22 protein-coding genes are annotated in these 22,941 nt (G+C 40.0%); 4 read left to right on the top strand and 18 right to left on the bottom strand.

Features of this window, described 5'->3' with window-relative positions:
• Positions 1–3 precede the first annotated feature (3 nt).
• From SPD53_RS15005 to SPD53_RS14990, 4 genes are all read right to left on the bottom strand, one after another.
• On the bottom strand, positions 4–465 hold the full coding sequence (locus tag SPD53_RS15005) for an IDEAL domain-containing protein (RefSeq protein ID WP_336253052.1): 462 nt from the start codon (positions 463–465) through the stop codon (positions 4–6).
• 150 nt (positions 466–615) lie between these two features.
• On the bottom strand, positions 616–2,133 hold the full coding sequence (locus SPD53_RS15000) for an FAD-dependent oxidoreductase (RefSeq protein ID WP_336253051.1): 1,518 nt from the start codon (positions 2,131–2,133) through the stop codon (positions 616–618).
• A 53-nt stretch (positions 2,134–2,186) separates the two neighbouring features.
• Positions 2,187–3,134: a hypothetical protein gene (locus tag SPD53_RS14995; protein WP_336253050.1), complete on the bottom strand. Its 948-nt coding sequence runs from the start codon at positions 3,132–3,134 to the stop codon at positions 2,187–2,189.
• Between the two features lie 70 nt (positions 3,135–3,204).
• Positions 3,205–3,732 (bottom strand): folate family ECF transporter S component, encoded by a 528-nt coding sequence (locus SPD53_RS14990; RefSeq protein ID WP_336253049.1) that lies wholly within the window; start codon positions 3,730–3,732, stop codon positions 3,205–3,207.
• 186 nt (positions 3,733–3,918) lie between these two features.
• On the opposite strand from SPD53_RS14990, the gene SPD53_RS14985 reads away from it, so the two are divergent.
• Positions 3,919–4,218 carry a DUF2089 family protein gene (locus SPD53_RS14985; RefSeq protein WP_156855630.1) on the top strand — a complete coding sequence of 100 codons (300 nt, stop codon included), beginning with the start codon at positions 3,919–3,921 and terminating at the stop codon, positions 4,216–4,218.
• Positions 4,218–4,508, top strand: a complete 291-nt coding sequence (locus SPD53_RS14980; RefSeq protein ID WP_156855631.1) for a hypothetical protein — start codon at positions 4,218–4,220, stop codon at positions 4,506–4,508. The genes SPD53_RS14985 and SPD53_RS14980 overlap by 1 nt, the downstream gene beginning before the upstream one ends.
• A gap of 578 nt (positions 4,509–5,086) precedes the next feature.
• Here the strand turns inward: SPD53_RS14980 and SPD53_RS14975 are convergent.
• The 4 genes from SPD53_RS14975 to SPD53_RS14960 all read right to left on the bottom strand — a co-directional run bounded on the left by SPD53_RS14975 (position 5,087) and on the right by SPD53_RS14960 (position 10,687).
• The gene (locus SPD53_RS14975) at positions 5,087–5,824 is read right to left on the bottom strand and encodes a Cof-type HAD-IIB family hydrolase (protein WP_156855632.1); all 738 of its coding nucleotides are present in this window, start codon (positions 5,822–5,824) and stop codon (positions 5,087–5,089) included.
• Positions 5,825–6,136: 312 nt separating this feature from the next.
• Complete coding sequence (locus SPD53_RS14970) at positions 6,137–6,595, bottom strand: chemotaxis protein CheW (RefSeq protein ID WP_336253048.1); 459 nt, start codon at positions 6,593–6,595, stop codon at positions 6,137–6,139.
• Between the two features lie 12 nt (positions 6,596–6,607).
• Positions 6,608–8,614, bottom strand: a complete 2,007-nt coding sequence (locus SPD53_RS14965; RefSeq protein ID WP_336253047.1) for a chemotaxis protein CheA — start codon at positions 8,612–8,614, stop codon at positions 6,608–6,610.
• Between the two features lie 48 nt (positions 8,615–8,662).
• A complete protein-coding gene (locus SPD53_RS14960; protein WP_336253046.1) occupies positions 8,663–10,687 on the bottom strand; it encodes a methyl-accepting chemotaxis protein in 2,025 nt (674 codons plus the stop codon).
• Positions 10,688–10,940: 253 nt separating this feature from the next.
• Between SPD53_RS14960 and SPD53_RS14955 the strand changes: the two genes are divergently transcribed.
• Entirely contained in the window at positions 10,941–11,399 is a 459-nt protein-coding gene (locus SPD53_RS14955) for a flavodoxin domain-containing protein (protein WP_156855636.1), read from the top strand.
• 307 nt (positions 11,400–11,706) lie between these two features.
• Here SPD53_RS14955 and copZ (SPD53_RS14950) read toward each other — a convergent pair whose 3' ends face one another.
• The 9 genes from copZ (SPD53_RS14950) to SPD53_RS14910 form a co-directional block, all read right to left on the bottom strand.
• Positions 11,707–11,913 carry a copper chaperone CopZ gene (copZ, locus tag SPD53_RS14950; protein ID WP_156855637.1) on the bottom strand — a complete coding sequence of 69 codons (207 nt, stop codon included), beginning with the start codon at positions 11,911–11,913 and terminating at the stop codon, positions 11,707–11,709.
• Positions 11,914–11,944: 31 nt separating this feature from the next.
• Positions 11,945–14,329 carry a heavy metal translocating P-type ATPase gene (locus SPD53_RS14945; protein ID WP_336253045.1) on the bottom strand — a complete coding sequence of 795 codons (2,385 nt, stop codon included), beginning with the start codon at positions 14,327–14,329 and terminating at the stop codon, positions 11,945–11,947.
• 14 nt (positions 14,330–14,343) lie between these two features.
• Entirely contained in the window at positions 14,344–14,646 is a 303-nt protein-coding gene (locus tag SPD53_RS14940) for a metal-sensing transcriptional repressor (protein WP_156855638.1), read from the bottom strand.
• 526 nt (positions 14,647–15,172) lie between these two features.
• Positions 15,173–15,355, bottom strand: coding sequence for a hypothetical protein (locus SPD53_RS14935; protein ID WP_336253044.1), 183 nt, complete (start codon positions 15,353–15,355; stop codon positions 15,173–15,175).
• 109 nt (positions 15,356–15,464) lie between these two features.
• Positions 15,465–15,743 carry a glutaredoxin family protein gene (locus tag SPD53_RS14930; protein WP_156855640.1) on the bottom strand — a complete coding sequence of 93 codons (279 nt, stop codon included), beginning with the start codon at positions 15,741–15,743 and terminating at the stop codon, positions 15,465–15,467.
• A 276-nt stretch (positions 15,744–16,019) separates the two neighbouring features.
• Positions 16,020–16,226, bottom strand: coding sequence for a copper chaperone CopZ (gene copZ, locus SPD53_RS14925; RefSeq protein WP_156855641.1), 207 nt, complete (start codon positions 16,224–16,226; stop codon positions 16,020–16,022).
• Positions 16,227–16,470: 244 nt separating this feature from the next.
• Entirely contained in the window at positions 16,471–17,301 is an 831-nt protein-coding gene (locus tag SPD53_RS14920) for a metallophosphoesterase (RefSeq protein ID WP_336253043.1), read from the bottom strand.
• Between the two features lie 16 nt (positions 17,302–17,317).
• The gene (locus tag SPD53_RS14915) at positions 17,318–18,499 is read right to left on the bottom strand and encodes an acetyl-CoA C-acetyltransferase (RefSeq protein ID WP_336253042.1); all 1,182 of its coding nucleotides are present in this window, start codon (positions 18,497–18,499) and stop codon (positions 17,318–17,320) included.
• A 90-nt stretch (positions 18,500–18,589) separates the two neighbouring features.
• On the bottom strand, positions 18,590–19,000 hold the full coding sequence (locus tag SPD53_RS14910) for a YbaN family protein (RefSeq protein WP_232334340.1): 411 nt from the start codon (positions 18,998–19,000) through the stop codon (positions 18,590–18,592).
• A gap of 684 nt (positions 19,001–19,684) precedes the next feature.
• On the opposite strand from SPD53_RS14910, the gene SPD53_RS14905 reads away from it, so the two are divergent.
• A complete protein-coding gene (locus tag SPD53_RS14905) occupies positions 19,685–21,745 on the top strand; it encodes a catalase (RefSeq protein ID WP_336253041.1) in 2,061 nt (686 codons plus the stop codon).
• 85 nt (positions 21,746–21,830) lie between these two features.
• Here SPD53_RS14905 and SPD53_RS14900 read toward each other — a convergent pair whose 3' ends face one another.
• Positions 21,831–22,379: an NADPH-dependent FMN reductase gene (locus SPD53_RS14900; protein WP_336253040.1), complete on the bottom strand. Its 549-nt coding sequence runs from the start codon at positions 22,377–22,379 to the stop codon at positions 21,831–21,833.
• Positions 22,380–22,941 lie beyond the last annotated feature (562 nt).

The raw sequence follows: 22,941 nt of genomic DNA, 5'->3' as shown, positions 1-22,941 counted from the left end.
TTTTCATTGTTGATCCATATTCTTTAAGACCGTTGCCATTGCTTTAAATGTTTCTTCATCCCTCTCGTCCAATGCTTTATCAATAAGCCGCAGTATGTTTTGACGTTCTAATTCTGCAATAATTGCTGTATAATCTTCACGTTCTTCTGCTTCTATTTCATTTTGGGCACTGAAGTAATATGGCCTTGCAATATCATGGATTTGTTCCAGGAACTCAGGTAAAGTAATGAGCTTCACCATTGGGACATTGACAATTTCTTTTCCATTCTGAAAAGCAAATACCGCATCGATATTCTCAATCTTTTCAGTGCGGCGGTTAACGCGAATTTCATTTGATTCCACAGGGATAAATTGATAAACCTTGTTCTTAATAATGACCGAAAAATATTGATAAGCCAAAATAATCCGAACAAAGTTCTTCTCATTCTTAATGTAATAAGGTTTCAACATTTTCAACGTTACCATAACTTCACCACCCTTTTTTAATGTCCTATCCTAATTTTCAGTTAATTAATTGTAACCGATTTCATTAAAAAACACAAGGGTAATTTACTAAAATATTTTTGCAGAATAAAAAAAGTACAGACCTGATCACCATTCAGGTCCATACTTTATTTATTTTTTTAATGGTTTTTCCGCGGGGCCTTCGATTACTTTCCCCGTATAATCGAATCTAGAACCGTGACAAGGACAATCCCAAGTTCGCTCCCCTTTATTCCAGTTGACCTCACACCCTGCATGTGTGCAAGTCGTGTCAACAATATGAAGGTTCCCTTGCTCATCCTTGTAGGCTCCTTTTCTTTGACCATCCAACGTCACGATTGCCCCTTCATCATTCGAAAGCGATTCCGGGGTTCGCTCCGGTCTTTCGAGCTTTCCTTTTACAAGGCTCGCTACGACTTTCTTATTCACTTCCACGAGAGATGGGATACTTGCTTTTGCATGGAAGCGAGACGGAGTGTACAACTCTTCATATTTATTTTTCTGTCTTAACACATAATCACGGAAAAGTTTTGCTGCAACAACGCTGTTTGTCATTCCCCATTTACGGAATCCGGTTGCAACGGTCACATACGGATGGTTTGGAGTGAGTTCTCCAATGTAAGGCACTTTATCCAACGTTATTAAATCTTGGGCTGACCAACGATAAGGAATATCCTCCACTTCAAATAATTGGTCACCAAAATCTCGCAACGATTCATAGAGCTTATTCGTTTCTGTTTCCTTCCCTGTCTTATGGGTCATCCCGCCAATCAGAACCATATCTTCCCCGCCGATTGTTACACTTCGGAGCGAATGTACGGGTGGGTCGACTTGAAGATACATCCCCCCAGGAAAGGTTTTTTTCATTTTTGCCGCGATGATATAAGAACGTTCAACATCCATACGAGCTGCGTATAACCCGAGTCCTTCATGAAATGGAAAATGGCTCGCGACAAGTATATGTTTACTTAAAATCTGTGCACCATTCCTCATAACAACCTTTTGATTTTCACCTTTTTCAACTTTCACTGCGGTTGTATGCTCATAAATCCTCACATTTTTTTCCTTGATGATATGAAGCAGATGTTGTAAAAATTTTACCGGATGAAATTGTGCCTGCTCCTTCATGATCAAGGCATTCTTAATTGGAATCCCAAGCGGAATATCTGTCGTGAGAGTACCGGGAATCCCTAACCGTTCATATGCTTTAGCTTCTTTTTCCATTTTAACAGCATATTCTTCAGTCGTTGCATAGAGGATTGCGTCTTGTTCTTTGTAATCACAAGCAATATTCTGCTCTTCAATGGTTTGTTTTATAAATTGCTTGGCAGCTTCGTTGGATTCATAATATAGTTTGGCATTTTCCACTCCAACATTTGTTATTAATTCATCATAAATCAAACCATGTTGAGACGTAATCTTAGCCGTCGTGTGTCCCGTCGTGCCATTCATCAAACGTCCGGCATCTATTATTGCGATGCGCAGTCCTTCATTTGCTAATAGATACGCTGCAGTAATCCCTGTAATTCCTGCGCCAACGATCGTAACATCTGCTTTGATATCCTCTTTAAGTTGAGGATATTCTGGGAGTGTGTCATTATTTTTTAACCAGTAGGATTCTGGATATTCTGGAATAGTATGGCCCGTCATATGCTTTTCCTCCAACTTGTCTGTTTTGCTTAGTTTGCCCAAGGATTAGAGTTTTAACCAAGTTTCGCCTGGAGGTTGTTGACACTTTCCGTTATTTCCATCTGATCGAACGGCCTCTTCGTATCTTGTGCGACGATTTCAGCACCTTCCATTTGGAGGGCGGCCACCCCTTTTTTCATGTAGCTCTTATATTGCTTTGTCAGGTTCTCAATTTCTTCTGCATATCTTTCATCCGTTCCTGGTGTAACGGTTTCCTCATATAAATCAATGACTTTCTCTCTAGATTTGTCAATTGGTTCAAATGCGTGCGGGTCCGTACTATCAAATAAACAGAACTTTAGTTCCGGCACAAGTACCATATCAATACTATTCGGGTCAAAGCTGCAGTGATATAATTCAAGATCCAACCCGCGCTCAAGACATGCTTTTACAATTCTTTTCATAAATGTCGATTTGCCCGTGCCCGCTCGACCTTTAATGTGATAAATCAGATCAAGTTCTGAAATCAGATTAGGCACTTCATTTACGACACCATCCATTGTGTTCGTGCCGAAAAATCTGCGGTAAATATAAGGCTCACGAGTTTCATTCACATGATCCGGAAGCAGTTCATCGATATATTTCTTTGCTAAATCATCTGCCTTCTCGAAATCCATTTCCTTGATAAAAACTTGCTCGAGTTCATCATGAATACGCAACCCTTTTTTAAATAGATCATATGCTTGATTCGTAAATGGACATTCCCGATTACCCAAGATGGCGAGCTGCTTATCCCTAAAGATCACCCCTTCAAGATACTCTGCACTGATTGGGCTTTTCAACACTTCAATCGGAGTGTCGTCTTTATTCTGTTCGATTAATTGCTGTAATATCGCTGTATTCACTCTATAGGATGGATTGTCGAGTTGAATCACTTCTTCTATTCCATGCAAATTAGTCGCTAAGCTGTCAATATAACCTTCTGCTGTATTTCCGGAAACATAATATTTTTTAAGCTTCAAGAGAATCATCCTTTACTAGCCTGATATCTTTAGTTTATGCATGATAAAGTCCCAGGTGATAATCGACTTACTATAGTTTTAAGTCTACCCTACTAATCGATTTTAATAAGGCATATAACAATCCTACTTCAATCGGATAAAGAACAATCGCCTTCACCATCCGCGGTCCAGCAAAAATGGGGCTTCCAAACATAATATTCAACCAAATCGGTGTTAGGATTAATGTAATTACAATGGTAACAACCAAGTTAGCTAACGCAATCCGACTGAGTGTGACGGGTTTCTTATAAAGAAACCATCCAAATAATAAGCCGATTAACAATGAATTAAATGTAAACCCTGGGAAAAAGAATCCCGCAGACCGTAACACAAAGCCAATAATATCAGCAACAACAGAAGCAATTCCTGCATTCACTGGTCCGTAAAGATAGGCTAGTACTGCAATCGGCAAAAAGGCAAAGCCAATTTCCAGTAAGGTACCAAATGCTAAAGTAAATTGATTTAATACTAAATTGATTGCAACTAGTGCGGCTGTGATTGTTAACATTTTCGTCGGGGTCTTCGTCTCTGTCCTTGACATTTCTTTATGTTCCTCCATGTTCACACACTTCCTGACTTCGAAATAATAAGATAATCTGTCCCCGTATCATAACTCAAATTCATTCGTTCGCCAACTGCTCTGCCTCGATCTCTTATTGCACACTTAAATAATATTAACTTTTACTTTAACTTTATTTATCTTTATGTTAAGATATATTTAAATAATAAAAAATGAGGTGAAAGGATGGAAATGAATAACGTTCCCGCCTGGATATTAGCTTTAGAAACGGAAGACATCGAATTCATCAAAAACTTTGTCATTCACTCCGGTTCCTTAAAAGAAATTTCCAAGCTCTATGATGTCTCGTACCCTACTGTAAGAATCCGGCTCGACAGATTAATTGAAAAGATTAAGATCAATGAGAAAGTAGAAAACGAGGGCTTTATCAAATTTATTAAACAACTATCGATTGATGATCGGATCAACTTAGAAGAGGCGAAATTAATTATTGATAAATATAAGCAAGAAAGGAATGAAGTTTAATGTTTGGTTACGGAATTTATGATGTATTTATCATTGCAGCTTTTCTCGGTATACAATATTTCCTTTCAACTAGGAATAATCCCTATTGGGGCGCTCTAATACCCGTTGTTTTTACAACTTGGATGACCATCTCGTTAATCAATGGCAGTATTAATAGTTTATGGTTCTATTTCATCATCCTGATTATCGGACTGCTCTTTCTATTAGAGCAATGGGATCAGGGGAGAAAGTCATTAAAGAAAAAACATGAAAAAGAATTAGAAAAAATGCAAGCACATGATTTGAATTAAATTTATAAATGAGATACTTTCATTTAGCGTAAGTGCGTGCACTTCCTTCTGGAGGTCCGCAGTCCAGACACCTCTCGCTTTCCGCAGGCGGCTGGTGAGCCTCCTCGTACGCTTTGCGTACTGCGGGGTCTCACCTATGCCTATCCTCCTGCAGGAGTCTCGAGGTGTCTGGACTGCTCCGAGAAAAGGCGTGATTTGGATTGCTGTTTAATATTCCAAAAGTACAATCCTTATCATAACGGAATAATTTCTTTTTAAAATAATCCTTTAGACCAGTTCAGTTGCCCGGCGGACGGTGACTCCTACGGGAAAAGCACGAGTCCGAAGACCCCGCAGGAAGCGGTTTTCTTCCGAGGAGGCTGAGGCCGTGCCCGTGGAAAGCATCCGTCCGCCGGGCAACTGAACGGTAATTAGAACGCCAATAAAATGAATGCTCAAAATACTTACGCTGAATGAAAGCAAGTGGCAGTTTGTAAAAATAAACGTGTCTAGTGATTCACTTTGTTGACTACATAAAGTGTCGAATAAAAGTAAGGCGACTCTTCATGTTGAAAGAATCGCCTTTTCGTATCTTAACTTTATACATTTAATACAAACTTCTCAATTGCTTCTCCTACTCCGCCTTCATTATTCGTAACAGATTCATAGTCGGCAACTTTCTTAATCGCTTCCTGGGCATTTCCCATTGCAACACCGACTCCTGATCCTTGAATCATCTTAATATCATTCAGACTATCTCCACAGGCAAGCACATTATCCATCGTAATACCGATTCGCTCGCATAAAAACTCCAGTGCATCCGCCTTGGAAACTCCTCTAGCGTTAACTTCTATATTCATCGGTAGCGAGTTGGATAACTCAAGTTCCTCAAACTTGGAAAATTCTTTGATAAGAATATCAAGTTTCCGCTGATCGTCCGTATGACAGCCGAATTTCAGCCATTCATACTTATTGAAATCGTTCGGGAAATTTCCATTAAATGCTCCCTCTGTGGAAATCATCCACATTTCTGCTCCTACTTGTGTAGTAATGTTATAAAGCTTTTCGATCATTTCCGATTCCAGTTTTCTTCTTCTAAGTAATTCCTTCTCCATCGTCCAAATTTCCGCACCATTGGCAGTAATAAGATATGAAGGCAATTCAAGATCAACTGCGTAAGGGTAACACGTATTAAATCCGCGACCCGTACTTAATACGACATGAACATCTTTTGCAAGTGCTTGCTCTATTGCTTTTCGGTTCCTTTCCGGTACTTCCTGATTGTCATTCAGCAATGTACCATCCATATCTAATGCAATTAATTTAATATCTTTCATGATGCTCCTCCTTGCTCGGCTTTTATTTTTTGTCATACAGGAATGTAGTTATAGAAGGGATCAGAAGTAGTCCGATTAGTAGAACAACATTTCAATATTATAATAACCGACTATAAAGCCACCGACTAATGGACCTGCCATTCGTCCCTAATTATTGTTCCTATATAAATAAATATTGGACTTCCCATTTATAATACGGTTCGTAAACCATTGTACCAAAGGTTGAGCGAAAACGATAAGGAAACGGGACAGGGGGTCAGAGCGTTTGTCCCTAATCCTGGGACAAATGCTCTGACCCCCTGTCCCACTTTTCTACTGTAATACTTCTTTTAATCCCTCTTTATCTTCCATATCAAGCATTTTAGCAATGTCTAAGAGGAGGATCAATTGTTCATTGACCTTTGCAACGCCTTCGAGGTAAGCAGCTTGAACTCCCGAAATGATTGAAGGGGCGTCCTCTATATTATTTGAATTAATATCTAGCACTTCTGTCACCGCATCTACTATCAGGCCAATTTGCATACCTTCTAATGTAACGACGAGAATCCGTGTATCATTCGTATTTTCCGTCGTCGTTAAACTTAAAGCGATTCGCAAGTCAATAATTGCTGTTGTTTCGTCGCGGATTTCCGTTACACCCCGAATGAATTCCTTCGTTTGCGGTATCTCTGTGATCTGCTGCAACCGTTCAATTGATATGACATACTGGGCATCTACAGCATAGGCCTGCCCATGTAATGTGAATAATATATATTTACGAGATTCTTCCATTCCACTCCCACCTTACTTTATTAATGCGTTCGGATCAATTATTAAAGCTACTTGTCCATCACCTAAAATTGTCGCTCCTGATATGGCAAATACATCTCCTAAGTAGTCCCCTAGGGATTTCAAAACAAGTTCCTGCTGACCAATCAAATGGTCGACGACAAGTCCAGTAAGTTTATCTCCTTTTTTCATTACGACTACAGCCTGCTCTTCTTCCACTGCTTCAAGTTCCGGGATTGCCAGTACTTCCTGTAAATCAAGTAATGGAACAATTTGCCCCCGGAAATCCATCACTTTTTGACCGTGGGACGTCATGATTTGCTCTTTTTGAAGCAATACGGTTTCAATAATCGATGAAAGTGGAATCGCGTATGTCTCTTCTTGGGATTTCACGAGCAAGGTTGTAATAATCGAGAGGGTTAATGGCAATTGAATGGAAAATATACTCCCCTCCCCTTGCGTCGACTCAATAGAAATCGAACCGCCAAGAGATTCTATTTTATTTTTTACAACATCAAGCCCGACACCACGGCCAGATACACTGGAAACTGTTTCAGCTGTACTGAATCCGGATTCGAGAATTAATTGACATACTTCCTGTTCAGACAATTGATCCGCTTCTTGTGCTGTTATTATTCCATTATCGATAGCCTTCTTCTTAACTTTATTTAAATTAATTCCTGCACCATCATCTTCAATTTCAATAAAGACATGATTTCCGCTATGGAACGCTCGTAAGACGACATTTCCCTCTTCCGCCTTCCCAGAATTTCTCCGCTCTTCTGGTCGTTCGATTCCATGGTCGACCGAATTACGAATCAAGTGAACGAGCGGGTCCCCAATCTCATCAATTACCGTTCGATCAAGCTCGGTATCCGCACCAATTATTTCCAAGTTGATCTTTTTCTCCAAATCGCGGGCAAGACCACGTACCATACGGGGGAAGCGATTGAACACTTGTTCAATTGGTACCATGCGCATTGCTAAAATTAAGCTTTGCATATCAGATGATACTCGGTTCATATGCTCTACCGTTTCCGTTAGTTCTGGATTCTTAATCCCATCTGCTACTACATTTAACCTGCTTTGATCAATGACTACTTCTTCAAACAGATTAAGTAAGTCATCAATCCGATCTAAGTTGACACGAATCGTTTTTGCAGGCTGATGATTAGAGACTGCTGAATCCGCGTGCTCCACAGGATTGCGTTCATTCAATTCTTCTTTTACTGCAAATTCCTGTTCTTCAGCTTGGACCTCCTCTTGATGGAAACGTACCCGATTTATAACGACATTACGAATCTCTGAAACTTTTAAAATCAAAGGCTCAAAATTCTCAGGGGCTTCCTTGGAAAGAAAAATCAACTCGAAGGAATTGTCAAAATTACCTTCCTCGATATCTTCTGTCGCCGGAATTGTTTTAATGACTTCCCCTTTATCTTCCAAAGCTTCAAAGACCATGTAAGCTCGAGCGCCTTTCAAAATCGATTCATCGGAAAGCTCTACGATGATCTGATAAGCAGCAAATCCTTGCTCCTCCCCCTGTTCAATAATAGTCATCTGAAACTCATCCAGATCTACAGGTACGGTAGCATTATCTTCAGGCTCCTCTACTTTGTTCTGTTCTGCTGTAGCTGCTGCTTCCCCTTTTTCGAAACGATCAAGGCGAGCAACTAATTCTGTGACATCCTTCTTCCCATCCTGGCCATTACTTATCGCCTCGACCATTTCCTCCAGGTATTCGATGGCGATAAAAATAATATCAATTACTTCTGTCGTAGCTTGTAATTGTTTGTTGCGAATTAAATCAAGAACATTTTCCATTTTATGTGTCAATGAAGCGATGTCTTCATAACCCATTGTTGCGGCCATCCCTTTTAATGTATGGGCAGAACGGAAGATTTCGTTCACTAATCCTTCATTTTGCGGTTCATTTTCTAATCTTAGAGTATGGTCATTAATCACTTGAAGATGTTCCCTGCTTTCATCCAGAAAGACATCTAGATATTGATTGGTTTCCATCACGTACATCCTTTCCAAAGCTCGGTTCCGTAGCCTTTTTGCAACGGCTTAGTTAATTTTAAAACGATCAATTTCCTCATTCATTGTATTTGCAATTGCTTCTAGATCTGTAGCTAAATTACTCAACATTTCCATCGAAGCAGTTTGTTCTTCTATGGATGCGGAAATTTCTTCTGTTCCTGCTGCTGTTTCTTCACTGATTGACGCGTAATTTTCCGTATTCTGAATGATTTCTTTCTGCATTTCGACAATCCTGTTCGTAAGTTCCATAATCTGTTCGGTCATTTGACTATTCTCATTCACGGATCCAGATATCGCAAGGAAGGCTTGACCTGTATCACCGACACTTTCGCTTTGCTGTTCGAATAATTCCATTGTGTTCTGCACAAGCTCAACCGATTGCTCTGTCTCCTCTTGCATTTCCTCGATGATTGCTGCAATATCTTTCAAAGCGTCCGCCGTCTCTTCAGCAAGCTTCCCTACTTCACTAGCTACAACTGCAAAGCCATGACCATGCTCTCCGGCGCGGGCGGCTTCAATTGATGCATTCAATGCAAGTAAATTCGTCTGGCTAGCGATAGTTGCAATCTTATCCACAATTGTATGGATGTTCGTGGATTTTTCATTTAATTGTTCGATCGCTGTCATCACTTGACTTGCAACTTCTGCAGTTTCAGCAGATCGTGTTGCTAGTGCTTGAATCGATTCCACACCTGTGCTGGAAAGCCGGCCCATATCTTGCGCCTGGGTATACATTTGCTCATTCTTTTCTTTAATTTCCTCAATCATCTTTGATAAGGAATGGAATGACATTGTATTCTTTTCATTTAAGTCGGCTTGATTACTCGCACCAGCGGCAATCTCTTCCATCGTTCGAGCAACTTCATTTGCGGACGCGGTATTTTCTTCTGTACTCGCCACAAGATTCTCCGCAGCATCTGCAACTTTATTCGAACTATAAGCTATTCGGTCAATCACATTCCGCATTTCACTTACCATAAAGTTGAAACTTTTACTTAACCCGCCAATTTCATCATTTCGATTAAGAACTTTCGTTGCCGTTAAATTCCCTTTTTCCACTCGTTTCATTGATTGTTGAAGGTCACGAATCGGCTTAATAATTCGACTCGCGATAATTGTTGCAGCACTAATTGCAAGGGCTAATACAACGAGCAGGGTAATAAATATCGGCAACATTACCGCACTTGCCTTATCTCGAAATTCACTTTGATTGATGACTCCTGCAATAATCCAGTTTGTTGTCGGGTTTTTGATAAAACCGATCGTTAACTCTTCTCCACCTACAGTCGTCTCAATCATACCCTGATCCCCCGCAGCGATTATCTCTTGAAAAAAAGCTTCATCTGCTATATTTTCTCCCATTTTTGATTCATCAGGATTCGTAATGTAGTTCCCAGCCTCGTCCAGAACAATTGCATACCCGTTATCTCCAATTTGAATATCATTAATCAAGCGAAACAGGGCTTGCGTATGAATGTCAATTCCAGCTACTCCCACAAGCTGATTATATTCATAAAAAGCTTTCGCGGCTGTAATTACAATATCTCCTGATAGAGCATCTTCATAAGGTTCTGTCCAAATGATTCCCCCATCTCGTTCCACCGCTTCTACATACCAACCCCGATCTTTAGGATTGATATCTTTTATCGCATCATCATGAGGAAAAATTATTATATCTTCACTGTCATCGTAGCCTGCATAAGTTGCCATCAGATCTTCACTTGCTAAACTCGACTCTTGTAAATAAGAAAATAATTCAAGGTAATCATCCCCGCCATATTTACGGATTGTTGAACTGGACGCCATGCGGGTTAAAGCGTTCTCCATATGACCAAAATACATATCAAATGTATGATTCACACTGTTCATTTGCTGTTCCACATTTTTCGATAGTTCGTCTGTTGTCGTTCGAACACTGAAGTTGTAACTGACAAAGGCGACGATACCTACAGCGAGAACGATTAGAATGACAAATGGAATCGTCAATTGCATACGGAGACCGGTCATAAATTTTTGCCGCTTATTTTTCTTCTTGGTCTGTTCCTTCTTCAATCACTTCACCCTTTTCCCTATGTATTGATTACTATGTTATGAATTTCCATAAGTCTACCTATCTTATATCGGCAGCTTTCTACATTACTTAAAAGTTCTAAGCAGATTTATATGACCAAAAAGACCTAATCCTAATTTCCTCCTACTTTTATTATTGTAGAACAGATGTAAAATTTTTTCTAGAATGTCCTTTTTATTGAAACAAATTCTATCTATACGTTAAGATTGAGGGTGGAAGGTGGAGGAATTTAAAATGGCAAATGTATTACTACTTTATATTTCCACAACTGGAAATACAGAAATGATGGCCGAGGCAATTGCCGGCTATCTTGAATATAAAAATCATGATGTAGAAATTAGAACGTTCGACTTCGATCCAATCGATGTTGATGAATTATCCGACTATGATATCGTCTTCATCGGAACCCATTCTTCTGATGATGGCGAAGTCCCCTTTGAAGCGGAAGATTTCTATGATGAACTAGATGAAGCCGAGTTTGGAAACACCGTGTTCGCTGTATTCGGTTCCGGAGATACTGCCTATGATGAATTTTGTTTGTCTGTCGATTTAATGGGCGATAAGCTTAATTTTCTTGGTGCAAAGCTTTTACCAGAACGTTTTAAAGTTGATCTGACACCATCTAACGAGGAAATTGAGAAGATTGAGCAATTTGCGGAAACCGCCGTCAAACTTGCAGAAAAAGAAAAATAGGAACTGGGACAAAACCCAGTAATTAAAGATAAGTGGTACGCGCTAGAAAATGGTGAGTATCACTTTTTTATGCACAAAAAAGACAACCTCTGATAAAGTGAAACTTCTCAGTGGGGAATTCCTTACCTCCCCACTGAATGTTAGTTGAACAGAATCGGGGATTTACGGACCCTTCACATCTTGGGCTTCCCTCCTGTTTAGAAGTGGGGGGATTACAGACCGTTAATGCGGATAAAGTGAAACTTCATTTCAACAAAAAAACAGCTGATTTTCCACTTTACAGAAAACCAGCTGTTGCTTCTTATGTTTAGGCTTCCACATCATAGCCTTGTTCTTCAATGGCTTCTTTCATGGCATCCACATTTACTTTTGATTCGTCAAAAGTAACGTCTACTTTGCCTGCTCCTAAATTAACTTCAGTTGCTGATACGCCATCTAATTTTTTTAATGCACCTTCAACAGACATTTTGCAATGACCACATGACATGCCTTGTACATTTAATGTTTTTTCCATTATTTTTCACCTCCTTTAAATGAGTCCAACTTTAAAGTTTCACTCGTTTTAAGCGAAGGGAGTTCGAAACAACACTTACTGAACTTAACGCCATGGCTGCACCAGCAATCCACGGAGCAAGTAATCCAACCGCTGCAACTGGGATTCCTGCTGTATTGTATCCAAAAGCCCAGAATAAGTTTTGGCGAATATTTCGGATGGTTGCATGACTGATTCTAATGGCTTTCGGTATGAGTAATAATTCTCCACCAAGAATCGTCAAGTCGGCCGCTTCAATCGCCACTTCTGTACCAGTTCCAATGGCAATTCCGATATCTGCAGTCACTAATGCAGGTGCGTCGTTCACACCGTCACCAACCATCGCTACTTTTTTACCCTCATCTTGAATTTCTTTGACCTTATCCGCTTTTTCTTCTGGTAATACCCCGGCAATCACTTGGTCGATTCCTACTTGTTTTGCAATAGCTTGAGCTGTTCTTTCGTTATCCCCTGTTAACATGATAACTTCTAAACCTTGTTCTTTTAACTCTCTAATTGCCTGAGGTGCTGTTTCTTTAATGGTATCAGCAACCGCAACAATTCCGCGATAAGCTCCATCAATCGCAATTAACATCGCTGTTTTACCATCCGTTTCAAATTCAACTAATTCCTCTTCATTACCTGCCATATCAATTTGATAATCATTCATTAATTTTCGGTTTCCAACGAGAACTTGTTTTCCAGAAATCTTAGCTTCAATACCATGGCCAGGTATAGCATCAAATTCATCCACTTCTACAAAGTCAATATTCTTCTCCGTTGCATAGGCCACAATGGCTCCTGCAAGTGGATGTTCTGACCCTTTTTCTGCACTAGCCAACAATTGTAGTGCTTCTTCATCACCAGTAAAGTCCGTTACTTCGGGTTTCCCTTTTGTAATTGTTCCTGTTTTGTCCATAACAATGGCATTTAACTGATGTGTTCTTTCTAAATGTTCTCCACCTTTAAACAAGATGCCACTCTCTGCTGCCCTTCCTGTCCCTACCATGATGGAAGTCGGTGTTGCTAAACCTAACGCACATGGACAGGCAATAACAAGTACAGCAATTGCTGCAACTAAGGCAGATTCAAATTGACCAGGTTGGACAAAGGATATCCATACGATAAATGTAAGAATGGCAATTCCTACAACGATTGGTACGAAATAACCAGAAATGACATCAGCCAATCGCTGAATCGGTGCTTTCGATCCTTGGGCTTCTTCCACAACTTTAACAATTGATGCCAAGGCAGTGTCTTTCCCAACCTTTGTAGCTTCCATTACAATCGAACCATTTTTGTTTATCGTTGAGCCGATTAAGCCAGCATCTATTTCTTTTTCAATTGGAATGGACTCCCCTGTAATCATCGACTCATCTACAGATGTTCTTCCCTTTACAACGATCCCGTCTACAGGTATCTTTTCTCCTGGTTTTACAACTAGTCGATCACCAACGACAACTTCATCCACTGGAATCATGATTTCCTCGCCATTTCTTATCACGCGAGCCTCTTTTGCTTGTAAATTAAGTAAAGAGGATAGTGCATTCGTTGTCTGGCTTTTTGCTCTTGCTTCTAAATATTTACCAAATAAAATTAACGTGATTAATACAGCACTCGTTTCAAAGTATAAATGCGGCATATATTCGGGGTTGCCAATGGTTTTGAATGCTTCGTATAAACTATAGAAATAAGCAGCACTCGTACCTAGCGCAACAAGCACATCCATGTTTGCTCCACCATTACGAAGGTTCTTATATGCGCCAACATAAAATTGCCAACCGATGATAAATTGAATAGGTGTTGCTAAAGCAAATTGGAACCACGGATTCATGAATATATCCGGTATCGTCATATTAAATAAATGAACTAACATGGTTACTAATAGTGGTGCAGCTAACACGGCTGAAATGATTAATTTCGTTTTCTGATGTTTTAGTTCTTTTTCTTTATGTGTTTGCTTTTCGGCTGCTTCCGCTTTAGACTTCGCATCATACCCCACATTTTTGATTTTTTCAATCAATGTTTTAACATCTGTAAGTCCTGGATTATATTCAATCGATGCAGTTTCTGTTGTTAAGTTAACTGTTGCGTACTTAACTCCCTCTTGCTTATTCAATACCTTTTCAATACGGTTCGAACAGGCTGCACAGGTCATTCCAAACACATCTAATTCAGCATTTTCCATTAAAACACCATAGCCGACATTTTCAATTTTCTTCGTAATATCTTCTATCGATGTTTGATCCGGATCATATTCTACAGTTGCCTTTTCTGTCGTTAAATTAACCTGGGCATCCACACCGTCCATTTTATTTAAAGTTTTTTCAATCCGGTTGGAACATGCAGCACAAGTCATTCCTGTTACCCCAAGTGTAGCATGATTTGTTTCACTCATCATAGATCCCCTCCTTACTTCGAAAACTGTTTTAATACTCCCATCAATTCCTCTATCGTTTCTTTACCTTCCCCTTGTTTGATCGCATCACTGACACAATGGTTGATATGCCGTTCGGTGATAGCAAAACCGACATTCTTTAAGGCAGATTGAATTGCGCTTATTTGTACTAAAATATCCATACAATAGCGATCATCTTCCACCATTTTCTGTATTCCACGAACTTGACCTTCTATTCGTTTTAAACGGTTAATGACTTTTTGCTGTTCATCTTTTGTTCTTGGTTTACTTGGGTGATCATGTAAGAATTTATCCAAATGAATCACTTCCTTTTCTTTTATATTTATACTATACCCCTGCATAGTATATTTGTCAATAAAATATCTCCTATTTTGTAAAAAATCCTTGGAAATATTAAGATCAAGCTCCAAGAATAAAAACTGGAGCTTCTTTCACGCTACGTCTATTTATCCACATCAACATAAAGTTCTTATAAATACCGCCCCTAAGTAGGGGATAATTTTAAAGGGATATATCTACTCACAGAACGCCGCTGAACTTATCACGAAATGGTCCTTCACGCGCTGTGCAAGTAGAAACATCCCTTCGCTTAATTTATCACGTATTAACGGTCTGTAATACCCCCACCTCTAAACAAGAGGGAAACCCAATATGTGAAGGGGGTAAACAGTCCGTAAATACCTGATTCTGTTCAACTAACATTCACTGGGGGAGATAAGGATACCCCCAATGAAGTTTCAATTTATTCCACCGGTGAAAGTTCTGCTTCCGTTACCCATTTATAATTTTCCACTTCCTTACCAGTCTCCGCATCCGTGTAGCTCAATGATCCATTCCCTCTTCCATGGAATCAGACTCTCCTTCATTCAAATCCCTGTTTTCATTTGACTCACTTTCTGTGCCCGCATTATCTTTAGATGTCGTTTTATCATTTCCTGCACAAGCCGTTAAAACAAAAGCAAACATTAATGAAACAAATCCAATTAATAATTTTTTATTTTTCATTTTCCTTTCCTCCACTCGAGTGAATTTAATGTTACAACGATTAGATTCCAAAATTCAGAAAGGAGGGAATCAGCGGTTCAGCCAATATCTCCTTTCTGATTTACATAAACTATCCAACTTCTAACAGCTTGTTAATTTCCTCTTTATTCTGCTCAAATCCTGTCATGCCTTTTGTATTTCTTCTCAAGCCTAAAATGGAAGTTTCAGAAAATACAATTCCAGGAACAATCCTGCTTCCTGTTAGCTTTTTCAACTCTTTTTCTTTAGCTGGTTGTTCTTCTAAATCATATTGTTTGTGTGGAATTTGATGCTTTTTCAAGAACTTCTTTAAGTCTTGGCAATCCGAGCAAGTAGGTCTTGTGTAGATTTCCAAATGATAGTTTGCCATCTGTTAATTGACCTCCTTTCGATCATTGTGACTATGATCCATTATCTTTCCCTCCTTTTAAACTTCTGAATTTTCATGTTGGTTATTTTCCAGAGATTAATCCATATCCTAGGATAACCAACAGCATATACAACATACCTAAAGAAATTCATTTATGTTACAGAAGCGTCAAAAACTCAGGTCCATTTTAGTTAATCGTTTTTTCCTCACATACCGGCAAAGGGTATATTTTTTTTAAAAAAAGAAGATCATGCTATGGAAGCACGGCCACCCTTCTTAGGCAACATCGTAGTCTTGTTCTTCAATTACTTCTGTAATATCTTTCAAGTCCACCTTTTTTGGATCAAAGGTTACGTCTACTTTCCCATCTTGCAAATGAACTTTTACAGTTTCTACTCCGTTCAGTCCCGCTACACTTCCCTCAATAGAATTTACGCAATGTCCACAAGACATACCTTGTACATGAAGTGTTTTATTTGCCATTTACATTACCTCCTAATTTTTTGTTCGCCATTATATTACCATACCCCCGTTATGTATTGTCAAGTAAAAAATTCATTTCATTACTTTCGAGATAATCGTCTTGAATTCTTAAATAGTTTCTGGATCCTTTTACTCTAATCGTTCTATAACACTATGAATGGTAAAATAGTGCTGGGAGATGGAGAAAATCCCAAAAAAGATTCCAAGCAAATTTTTATTGCTTGGAATCTTTTTATTTACGGTTTTAGTTAGTTGTATTCCAGACTCCTGTTATTTCGATAAGACTAATCTGACTTTGATTCAGAAAACGGACGGGTATCATACTTGTACCTAATCCACTGTCTACATAAATATATTTACCTGAGTTCCATTCAAAAGTCCCTTTATCAAGTTCCGGAAATACTCCTCCTCCTGGCGAAATTATTGCGCCAATGAACGGCAAGCGAACTTGACCACCATGCGTATGACCACTTAATACGAGGTCCGCGGGAAGATTCGGGTACGTTTTAATCACATAGGGAGAGTGGGATAAAAGGAGCGTATATCTTGTTTCGTTTATATGTCGGAACGCTTTCTCAACATTTTCATGATGTGTGGATGAATCATGAACGCCAACGAGGGTAAGCTGAATGCCCGCAACCTCGATCTCAATGTTTTCATTTCCTAAAATGGTCACGTCTCGTTTTCTTAATTTCTTCATGAACTTTCTTCTTTTTCTATTTCCCCATTCATGGTTCCCTGTGACAAAGTAAATCGGCCTGTTCATTGCAATCAGCTGATCAAGAAAAGCAAATATCTGTTTGAAATTCCTTGTTCTGCGGTCGATTAAATCTCCTGTTAAAACAATAATATCCGGTGATAAGCTATTTATTTTATAAATTAAACGTTGATGGATATTCCATGCCCTTTTATTATGCATATCACTTAGCTGAAGAATTCGCAATGATTGATTGGCCCGGAACTTATTCGTTTTAAATGCTACCTTATTTACCTTTACATGATTCGTATCTTTCCATGTTTTTAAAGATATTAAGATCGCAAAAATCGTAAAAAATCTCCATACATATTTGAGCAAAATGTCACCCGATTCCTTAACTTCTTTTAATAACCATCGCGATTCCTTGACCGCCTCCAATACAAAGACTGACAAGTGCATATTCCTTATCGCTGTTTCTTAGTTCATAAGCCGCCGATAATGCTAGACGAGTACCGCTTACTCCTACCGGGTGTCCTAAAGCAATTGCTCCACCATTAACATTCGTTTTTTCCCTGTCGAGTCCAAGTTCCTTTTCTACGGCAAGGTATTGGGCTGCAAAAGCCTCATTCACTTCAATTAAATCGATTTTCTCAAGTGGCAATCTTGCTTTCTCTAATGCTTTCATAATCGCCGGAACCGGTCCGATACCCATAACCGATGGATCGACCCCTGATACAGCCCAAGAAACGATTTCAGCAAGCGGCTGTAATCCATGCTCGTTTACCGCTTGTTCCGACGCAATGACAACACTTGCTGCTCCGTCATTAATCCCAGAAGCATTGGCAGCAGTTACGGTACCATCTTTCTTAAATGATGGACGTAATCCACTGATTTTCTCTACTGTCGTATCCGGTTTAATATGTTCATCCTCGATAATGGATTCATTTTTCTTCCTTAATTTGACGTCTACAGCGACAATTTCTTCACTGAAACGGCCGGACTCCCTCGCCTTACTCGCCCGTTCGTGGGAAAGAACTGCGTATTCATCCTGTTCTGTTCGGGAAATAAGATATGCTTTAGCAAGATTTTCTGCCGTTACACCCATACCAAATCCAGTATATTCATCAAATAATGTGGATAGAAGCATATCATGGAATTTTAGTTCACCAAGTTTCCCACCGCCAAACCTTTTTTCAAAATTCGAATAGGGTGCTTGGGACATATTTTCTACCCCACCAGCAAGGACGATTTCTGCATCGTTCAGTAATATTTCCTGTACACCGGAAACAATGGATTGCAGCCCGGAACCACAGAGTCGGTTCAGAATATAGGCTGGGACTTCCTTTGGTACTCCTGCTTCCAGTCCAATATGTCTTGCGATGTATGCTGCATTCGTCTCGGAATGAATAACATTCCCATAGATCACATGGTCAACATGATCTGGTGCAACATTCGATCGCTTTAGCGCTTCTTTCGCTGTTACGGTTCCAAGCTCTGTTGCTGTTACACCAGCGAAAGAACCACCAAATGCTGTAAAAGCTGTTCTTGCTCCATCAATTAAATAAACTTTCTTCATGATCTTTCCCCCCTCTTATTTCTTTGTACTACGGATGCCGAATAAAAACAAGCAGGATCGTCAGCATACCACTGATTTTCCCGCTTGTTTCTATTTATCCATAACGAACGCTATTTCTTCCGGTTTTATTGTTTTAATATGATAAATGAAGTAGTAATGCTTGACGAGTCCTAGTGTAATCATGATGATCCGAATAAAAAGAATATCAATCATCACGACGGAGAGGATAATGAAAAAATCGGCAATAAGATTGATCCGAATTTTTTCCCATCTCGTCATGTATCGTTTAATGAAGTAGCGGTCTACATATTGTTTATAGAAAGATGTGCTCTTAAACCATCTGTCCAAACGTTCCGAGCTCTTTGTAAAACAATATGAAGCAAATAGGAAGAAAGGTCCTCCTGGCAATACTGGTAAGATTGCCCCAGCCACTCCAATCCCGAAAGAAATGAGTCCTAATATAATATAAACCCATCGTCTTAAGTTACTGATAGCTATCACCTTATTTCAAAATAACATCTCCTCCTATATTACCATAGAATTCATCCTTCTTTATGAAATGTTTATGAAAGTTATTGTTCATCTATGAAAAATACAACCTAGTTAAAAAACAGTCATTCACCGCCCTGCACCAACCAAACAGCAAATCACTTTCATCCAGCGTAAGTGCAACTTTCTTCTGGAGGTCCGCAGTCCAGACACCTCTCGCTTTCCGCAGGCGGCTGGTGAGCCTCCTCGTACGCTTTGCGTACTGCGGGGTCTCACCTATGCCTATCCTCCTGCAGGAGTCTCGAGGTGTCTGGACTGCTCCGAGGGAAAGCCTAATTTAGATCACTCTTTATTATTCCACAGATATAATTTCTATCGTGACATGGGACTAGAATAAATGCTTTCAATAATAATCATCTTACCAGTTCAGTTGCCCGGTGGACGGTGACTCCTGCGGGAAAAGCACGAGTCTGGAGACCCCGCAGGGCGGTAGCCCGAGGAGGCTCCAGCTGTGCCCACGGAAAGCATCCGTCCACCGGGCAACTGAACGGCGATTAGAGCGCCTTAATTAGTGAAAGAGCAGACACTTACGCTGTATGAAAGTAATCAGGTTCGATAGTTAAGTTCTAGAAATAAGATCGAAGCATAGATATATAAATGGGATTGAAATTTAGAAAATAAGGCAGGTGCTTATAAATGGACGATAAGCCATCAAGAAATCAAGGCTCCCATAACCAAAATGAAAAAAATGAACAATTGGATAAATTCCGTGTAAAAAACACCGGAAAACCATTGACAACCAATCAATCATTAAAGATATCCAATGATGAGGAAATATTAACAGCAGGAGAACGGGGCCCTGGATTATTAGAGGATTTTCACTACTTTGAAAAGATGACACATTTTGTTAAAGAAAGGATACCGGAACGAGTCGTTCACGCAAGAGGCTACGGGGCACACGGGGAGTTTGAATGTTATCAATCGATGAAGCAGTTTACAAAGGCCGGGTTCTTGCAGGAAGCCGGGAAGAAGACTTCTGTATTCGTCCGCTTCTCCACTGTACAAGGTGGCAAAGATTCTTATGATACCGCAAGAGATTTACGTTGTTGGGGGACGAAATTTTATACAGAAGAGGGAAATTATGATCTGACCACAATTGCTATGCCTGTATTAATTAACCAAGACCCAATGAAATTTCCCGATGCGATGCATGCCTACAAAGCCGAGCCACGTACCGATATTCCTACAGCTTCTGGGGCCCACGATAATTTTTGGGATTATGTAGCCAATAACCCAGAAGCGCTGCATATGGTGCTCTGGATTATGTCTGACCGCGGCATTTTAAGGAGCTATCGTATGATGGAATCCTGGTCCATTAATACGTATCTCCTCGTCAACGAACAAGGGACAGCAACGTTCGTCAGATTTGTCTGGAAACCGGTTCTCGGGGTACATTCTTTATTGCAAGATGAAGCGCTGAAAATCGGCGGACTCGATCCAGACTTCCATCGCCGTGATCTTAGAGAAGCAATTGATCGTGGTGCATTTCCCGAATATGAATTAGGCGTTCAACTTATTCCACTGGAAGATGAATTTAAATATGACTTTGACATTCTTGATCCTTCAAAATTTTGGCCAGAGGAACTCATACCTGTTGAGCTGATTGGCAAAATGACATTAAATAAAAATGTGGACAATGAATTTGCAGAATCAGAACAAGCAGCCTTTAACCCGGCAAACGTTGTTCCTGGAATTGATTTCTCGAATGATCCTGTCTTACAGGGAAGGCTAATTGCTTATCAAACAGCCCAATACCACCGTCTAGGCTCAGCTAACTTCCAAAACCTGCCGATTAACCGACCAATCTGTCCTTTCCATAATAACCAGCGACAAGGGCATATGAGATATCGTATCGATGTCGATCAAGTAAACTATCATAAAAACTCAATAGCAAATAATACCCCATATACGACTCCCCCTGAGGAAGGCGGGTATGCGCATTATCCAACAAAAGTTGAAGGGCATGTCATCCGAAAGCGAAGCGAATCATTCAATGATTACTATTCGCAACCGAGAATTTTCTGGAATAGTCTAACTCCCGTTGAAAAACAACATACAATTGATGGTCTTAGCTATCAGGTAGGCAGTGTAAAAAGGGATTTTGTCAGACAGCAAGTTGTTGACATTCTCGTTAACGTGGATAAGGAATTAGCTAATATTATTGCAGATAATATTGGAGTAAATCGTCCTAGCGGCACCAATGTTCCTGTTTCTACCAGCTACCCTTCCCTGAGCCAAGCAAACACTCCCAAATACGCATACACACAAAAAGTAGGTGTACTGATCGGTGATGGCTTCAATAGTAATGAAGTAAACAATGTGCTGAACACGCTCGAGCGGTATGGCGTCTTTGTTGTCATTATCAGCGAAACACTTGGTACCGTTACCGGATCTGATGGCTCAGAGCTCAAAGTAGATGAAACATTTCTTACCTCAAGTCCTTATCTCGTTGACTCACTATATGTCGTTGGAGGTAGTGCCAACAATCAAAGGAAATTCAATGCTGATGTGACAGAGTTTGTCCATGTAGCATATCGGCACTATAAACCAATTGGTGTTGCAACCACTGGAGAGAGCTTTATTCAGTCCTCAGCAGGGAATAATTTAGCAGGTGTCGTATTTGCCGCAAATAATGCCAACTTCGGTGAAGACTTTGTATCAGCAATTGCCCAGATGCGATTCTGGAATAGAAAGTAATTCTATATATAGAAAAAAAGGAAATGATTACTATACCATTTCCTTTTTTTAATGGGATGAAGTTTTTATAAAATTAGAGTCATTCTTATGATTCGTGGCGCTTTATAAAGCTAACATAAGCATCTACTACCGATTGCAAGAATCCAATTGTATCCTGATTGGTGACTTTACCATCTTCACCAAGTAATTCGTGGACATTTGCAATGTACACTTCCGGCTGTTGAACGACTGGCATATTTAAGAATGCAAGCACTTGACGAAGATGGTGATTCGCACCAAATCCACTTAAATTACTTGGAGATTGGCTCACGATAAGAGCCGGTTTACCGTCCCATACGTTCGAGCCATAAGGGCGGGACCCAACGTCTAACGCGTTCTTCAGTGCTGCCGGAATCGAGCGGTTATGTTCTGGAGTTACAAATATAACTGCATCAAGACCTTTTATCGTATTACGGAAATTAGTATACACTTCCGGGATATTTTCATCAGAATCTTGGTTATAAAGTGGCAGATCTACAATTTCGACGAACTCTGCTTCATAGCCTGCCGGGAACAACTCAACAATATTTTTCGCAAGCTGCTCGGAGAATGAATTATTACGGATACTTCCTACTACTATACCTACTTTAGTCATCTAAATCATCCTATTCTGTTTAAATTTAATTACAACTCAATAGTAAGTTATCAAAAATAACCTGTCAATAGAATTGCCCTTTCCTTTCTATTTTGCGCAATCTCGCCATTTTTATGCTCCTATATTGATCTATAAGCCTATTTGATTTCACAAGGTATCCATTATCACTTATACTGTACATATCAAAGTGATCACTTTCATTCAGCGTAAGTATGTGCAACTTACTTCTGGAGGTCCGCAGTCCAGACACCTCTCGCTTTCCGCGGGCGGCTGGTGAGCCTCCTCGTGGGCAAGCCCACTGCGGGGTCTCACCAAGCCTATCCTCCCGCAGGAGTCTCGAGGTGTCTGGACTGCTCCGAGGAAAGGCCAAGTTTGGAGCACTACTTTTCATTTTAGTAAGAGGGCACCTATCATGGTGGGATATTTTCCATTAATAATAATCCTCTCTACAGTTCAGTTGCCCGGTGGACGGTGACTCCTGCGGGAATAGCACGAGTCCGAAGACCCCTTAGTGCTCAGCCCGAGGCAGACTAAGAACGCTCCCGTATGTGGCAACGTCTGA

The organism is Oceanobacillus sp. MO10714A (genome assembly GCF_037072045.1).
Classification (GTDB): domain Bacteria; phylum Bacillota; class Bacilli; order Bacillales; family Amphibacillaceae; genus Oceanobacillus; species Oceanobacillus indicireducens.
This window is presented reverse-complemented; position numbering and strand designations above follow the sequence as displayed.

Coding starts and splice junctions, on each gene's coding strand:
- SPD53_RS15005 (WP_336253052.1), bottom strand. CDS start 465: ATGGTAACGTTGAAAATGTTGAAACCTTATTACATTAAGAATGAGAAG.
- SPD53_RS15000 (WP_336253051.1), bottom strand. CDS start 2,133: ATGACGGGCCATACTATTCCAGAATATCCAGAATCCTACTGGTTAAAA.
- SPD53_RS14990 (WP_336253049.1), bottom strand. CDS start 3,732: ATGGAGGAACATAAAGAAATGTCAAGGACAGAGACGAAGACCCCGACG.
- SPD53_RS14985 (WP_156855630.1), top strand. CDS start 3,919: ATGGAAATGAATAACGTTCCCGCCTGGATATTAGCTTTAGAAACGGAA.
- SPD53_RS14980 (WP_156855631.1), top strand. CDS start 4,218: ATGTTTGGTTACGGAATTTATGATGTATTTATCATTGCAGCTTTTCTC.
- SPD53_RS14975 (WP_156855632.1), bottom strand. CDS start 5,824: ATGAAAGATATTAAATTAATTGCATTAGATATGGATGGTACATTGCTG.
- SPD53_RS14970 (WP_336253048.1), bottom strand. CDS start 6,595: ATGGAAGAATCTCGTAAATATATATTATTCACATTACATGGGCAGGCC.
- SPD53_RS14965 (WP_336253047.1), bottom strand. CDS start 8,614: ATGGAAACCAATCAATATCTAGATGTCTTTCTGGATGAAAGCAGGGAA.
- SPD53_RS14955 (WP_156855636.1), top strand. CDS start 10,941: ATGGCAAATGTATTACTACTTTATATTTCCACAACTGGAAATACAGAA.
- copZ (WP_156855637.1), bottom strand. CDS start 11,913: ATGGAAAAAACATTAAATGTACAAGGCATGTCATGTGGTCATTGCAAA.
- SPD53_RS14945 (WP_336253045.1), bottom strand. CDS start 14,329: ATGAGTGAAACAAATCATGCTACACTTGGGGTAACAGGAATGACTTGT.
- SPD53_RS14935 (WP_336253044.1), bottom strand. CDS start 15,355: ATGAAAAATAAAAAATTATTAATTGGATTTGTTTCATTAATGTTTGCT.
- SPD53_RS14930 (WP_156855640.1), bottom strand. CDS start 15,743: ATGGCAAACTATCATTTGGAAATCTACACAAGACCTACTTGCTCGGAT.
- copZ (WP_156855641.1), bottom strand. CDS start 16,226: ATGGCAAATAAAACACTTCATGTACAAGGTATGTCTTGTGGACATTGC.
- SPD53_RS14915 (WP_336253042.1), bottom strand. CDS start 18,499: ATGAAGAAAGTTTATTTAATTGATGGAGCAAGAACAGCTTTTACAGCA.
- SPD53_RS14905 (WP_336253041.1), top strand. CDS start 19,685: ATGGACGATAAGCCATCAAGAAATCAAGGCTCCCATAACCAAAATGAA.
- SPD53_RS14900 (WP_336253040.1), bottom strand. CDS start 22,379: ATGACTAAAGTAGGTATAGTAGTAGGAAGTATCCGTAATAATTCATTC.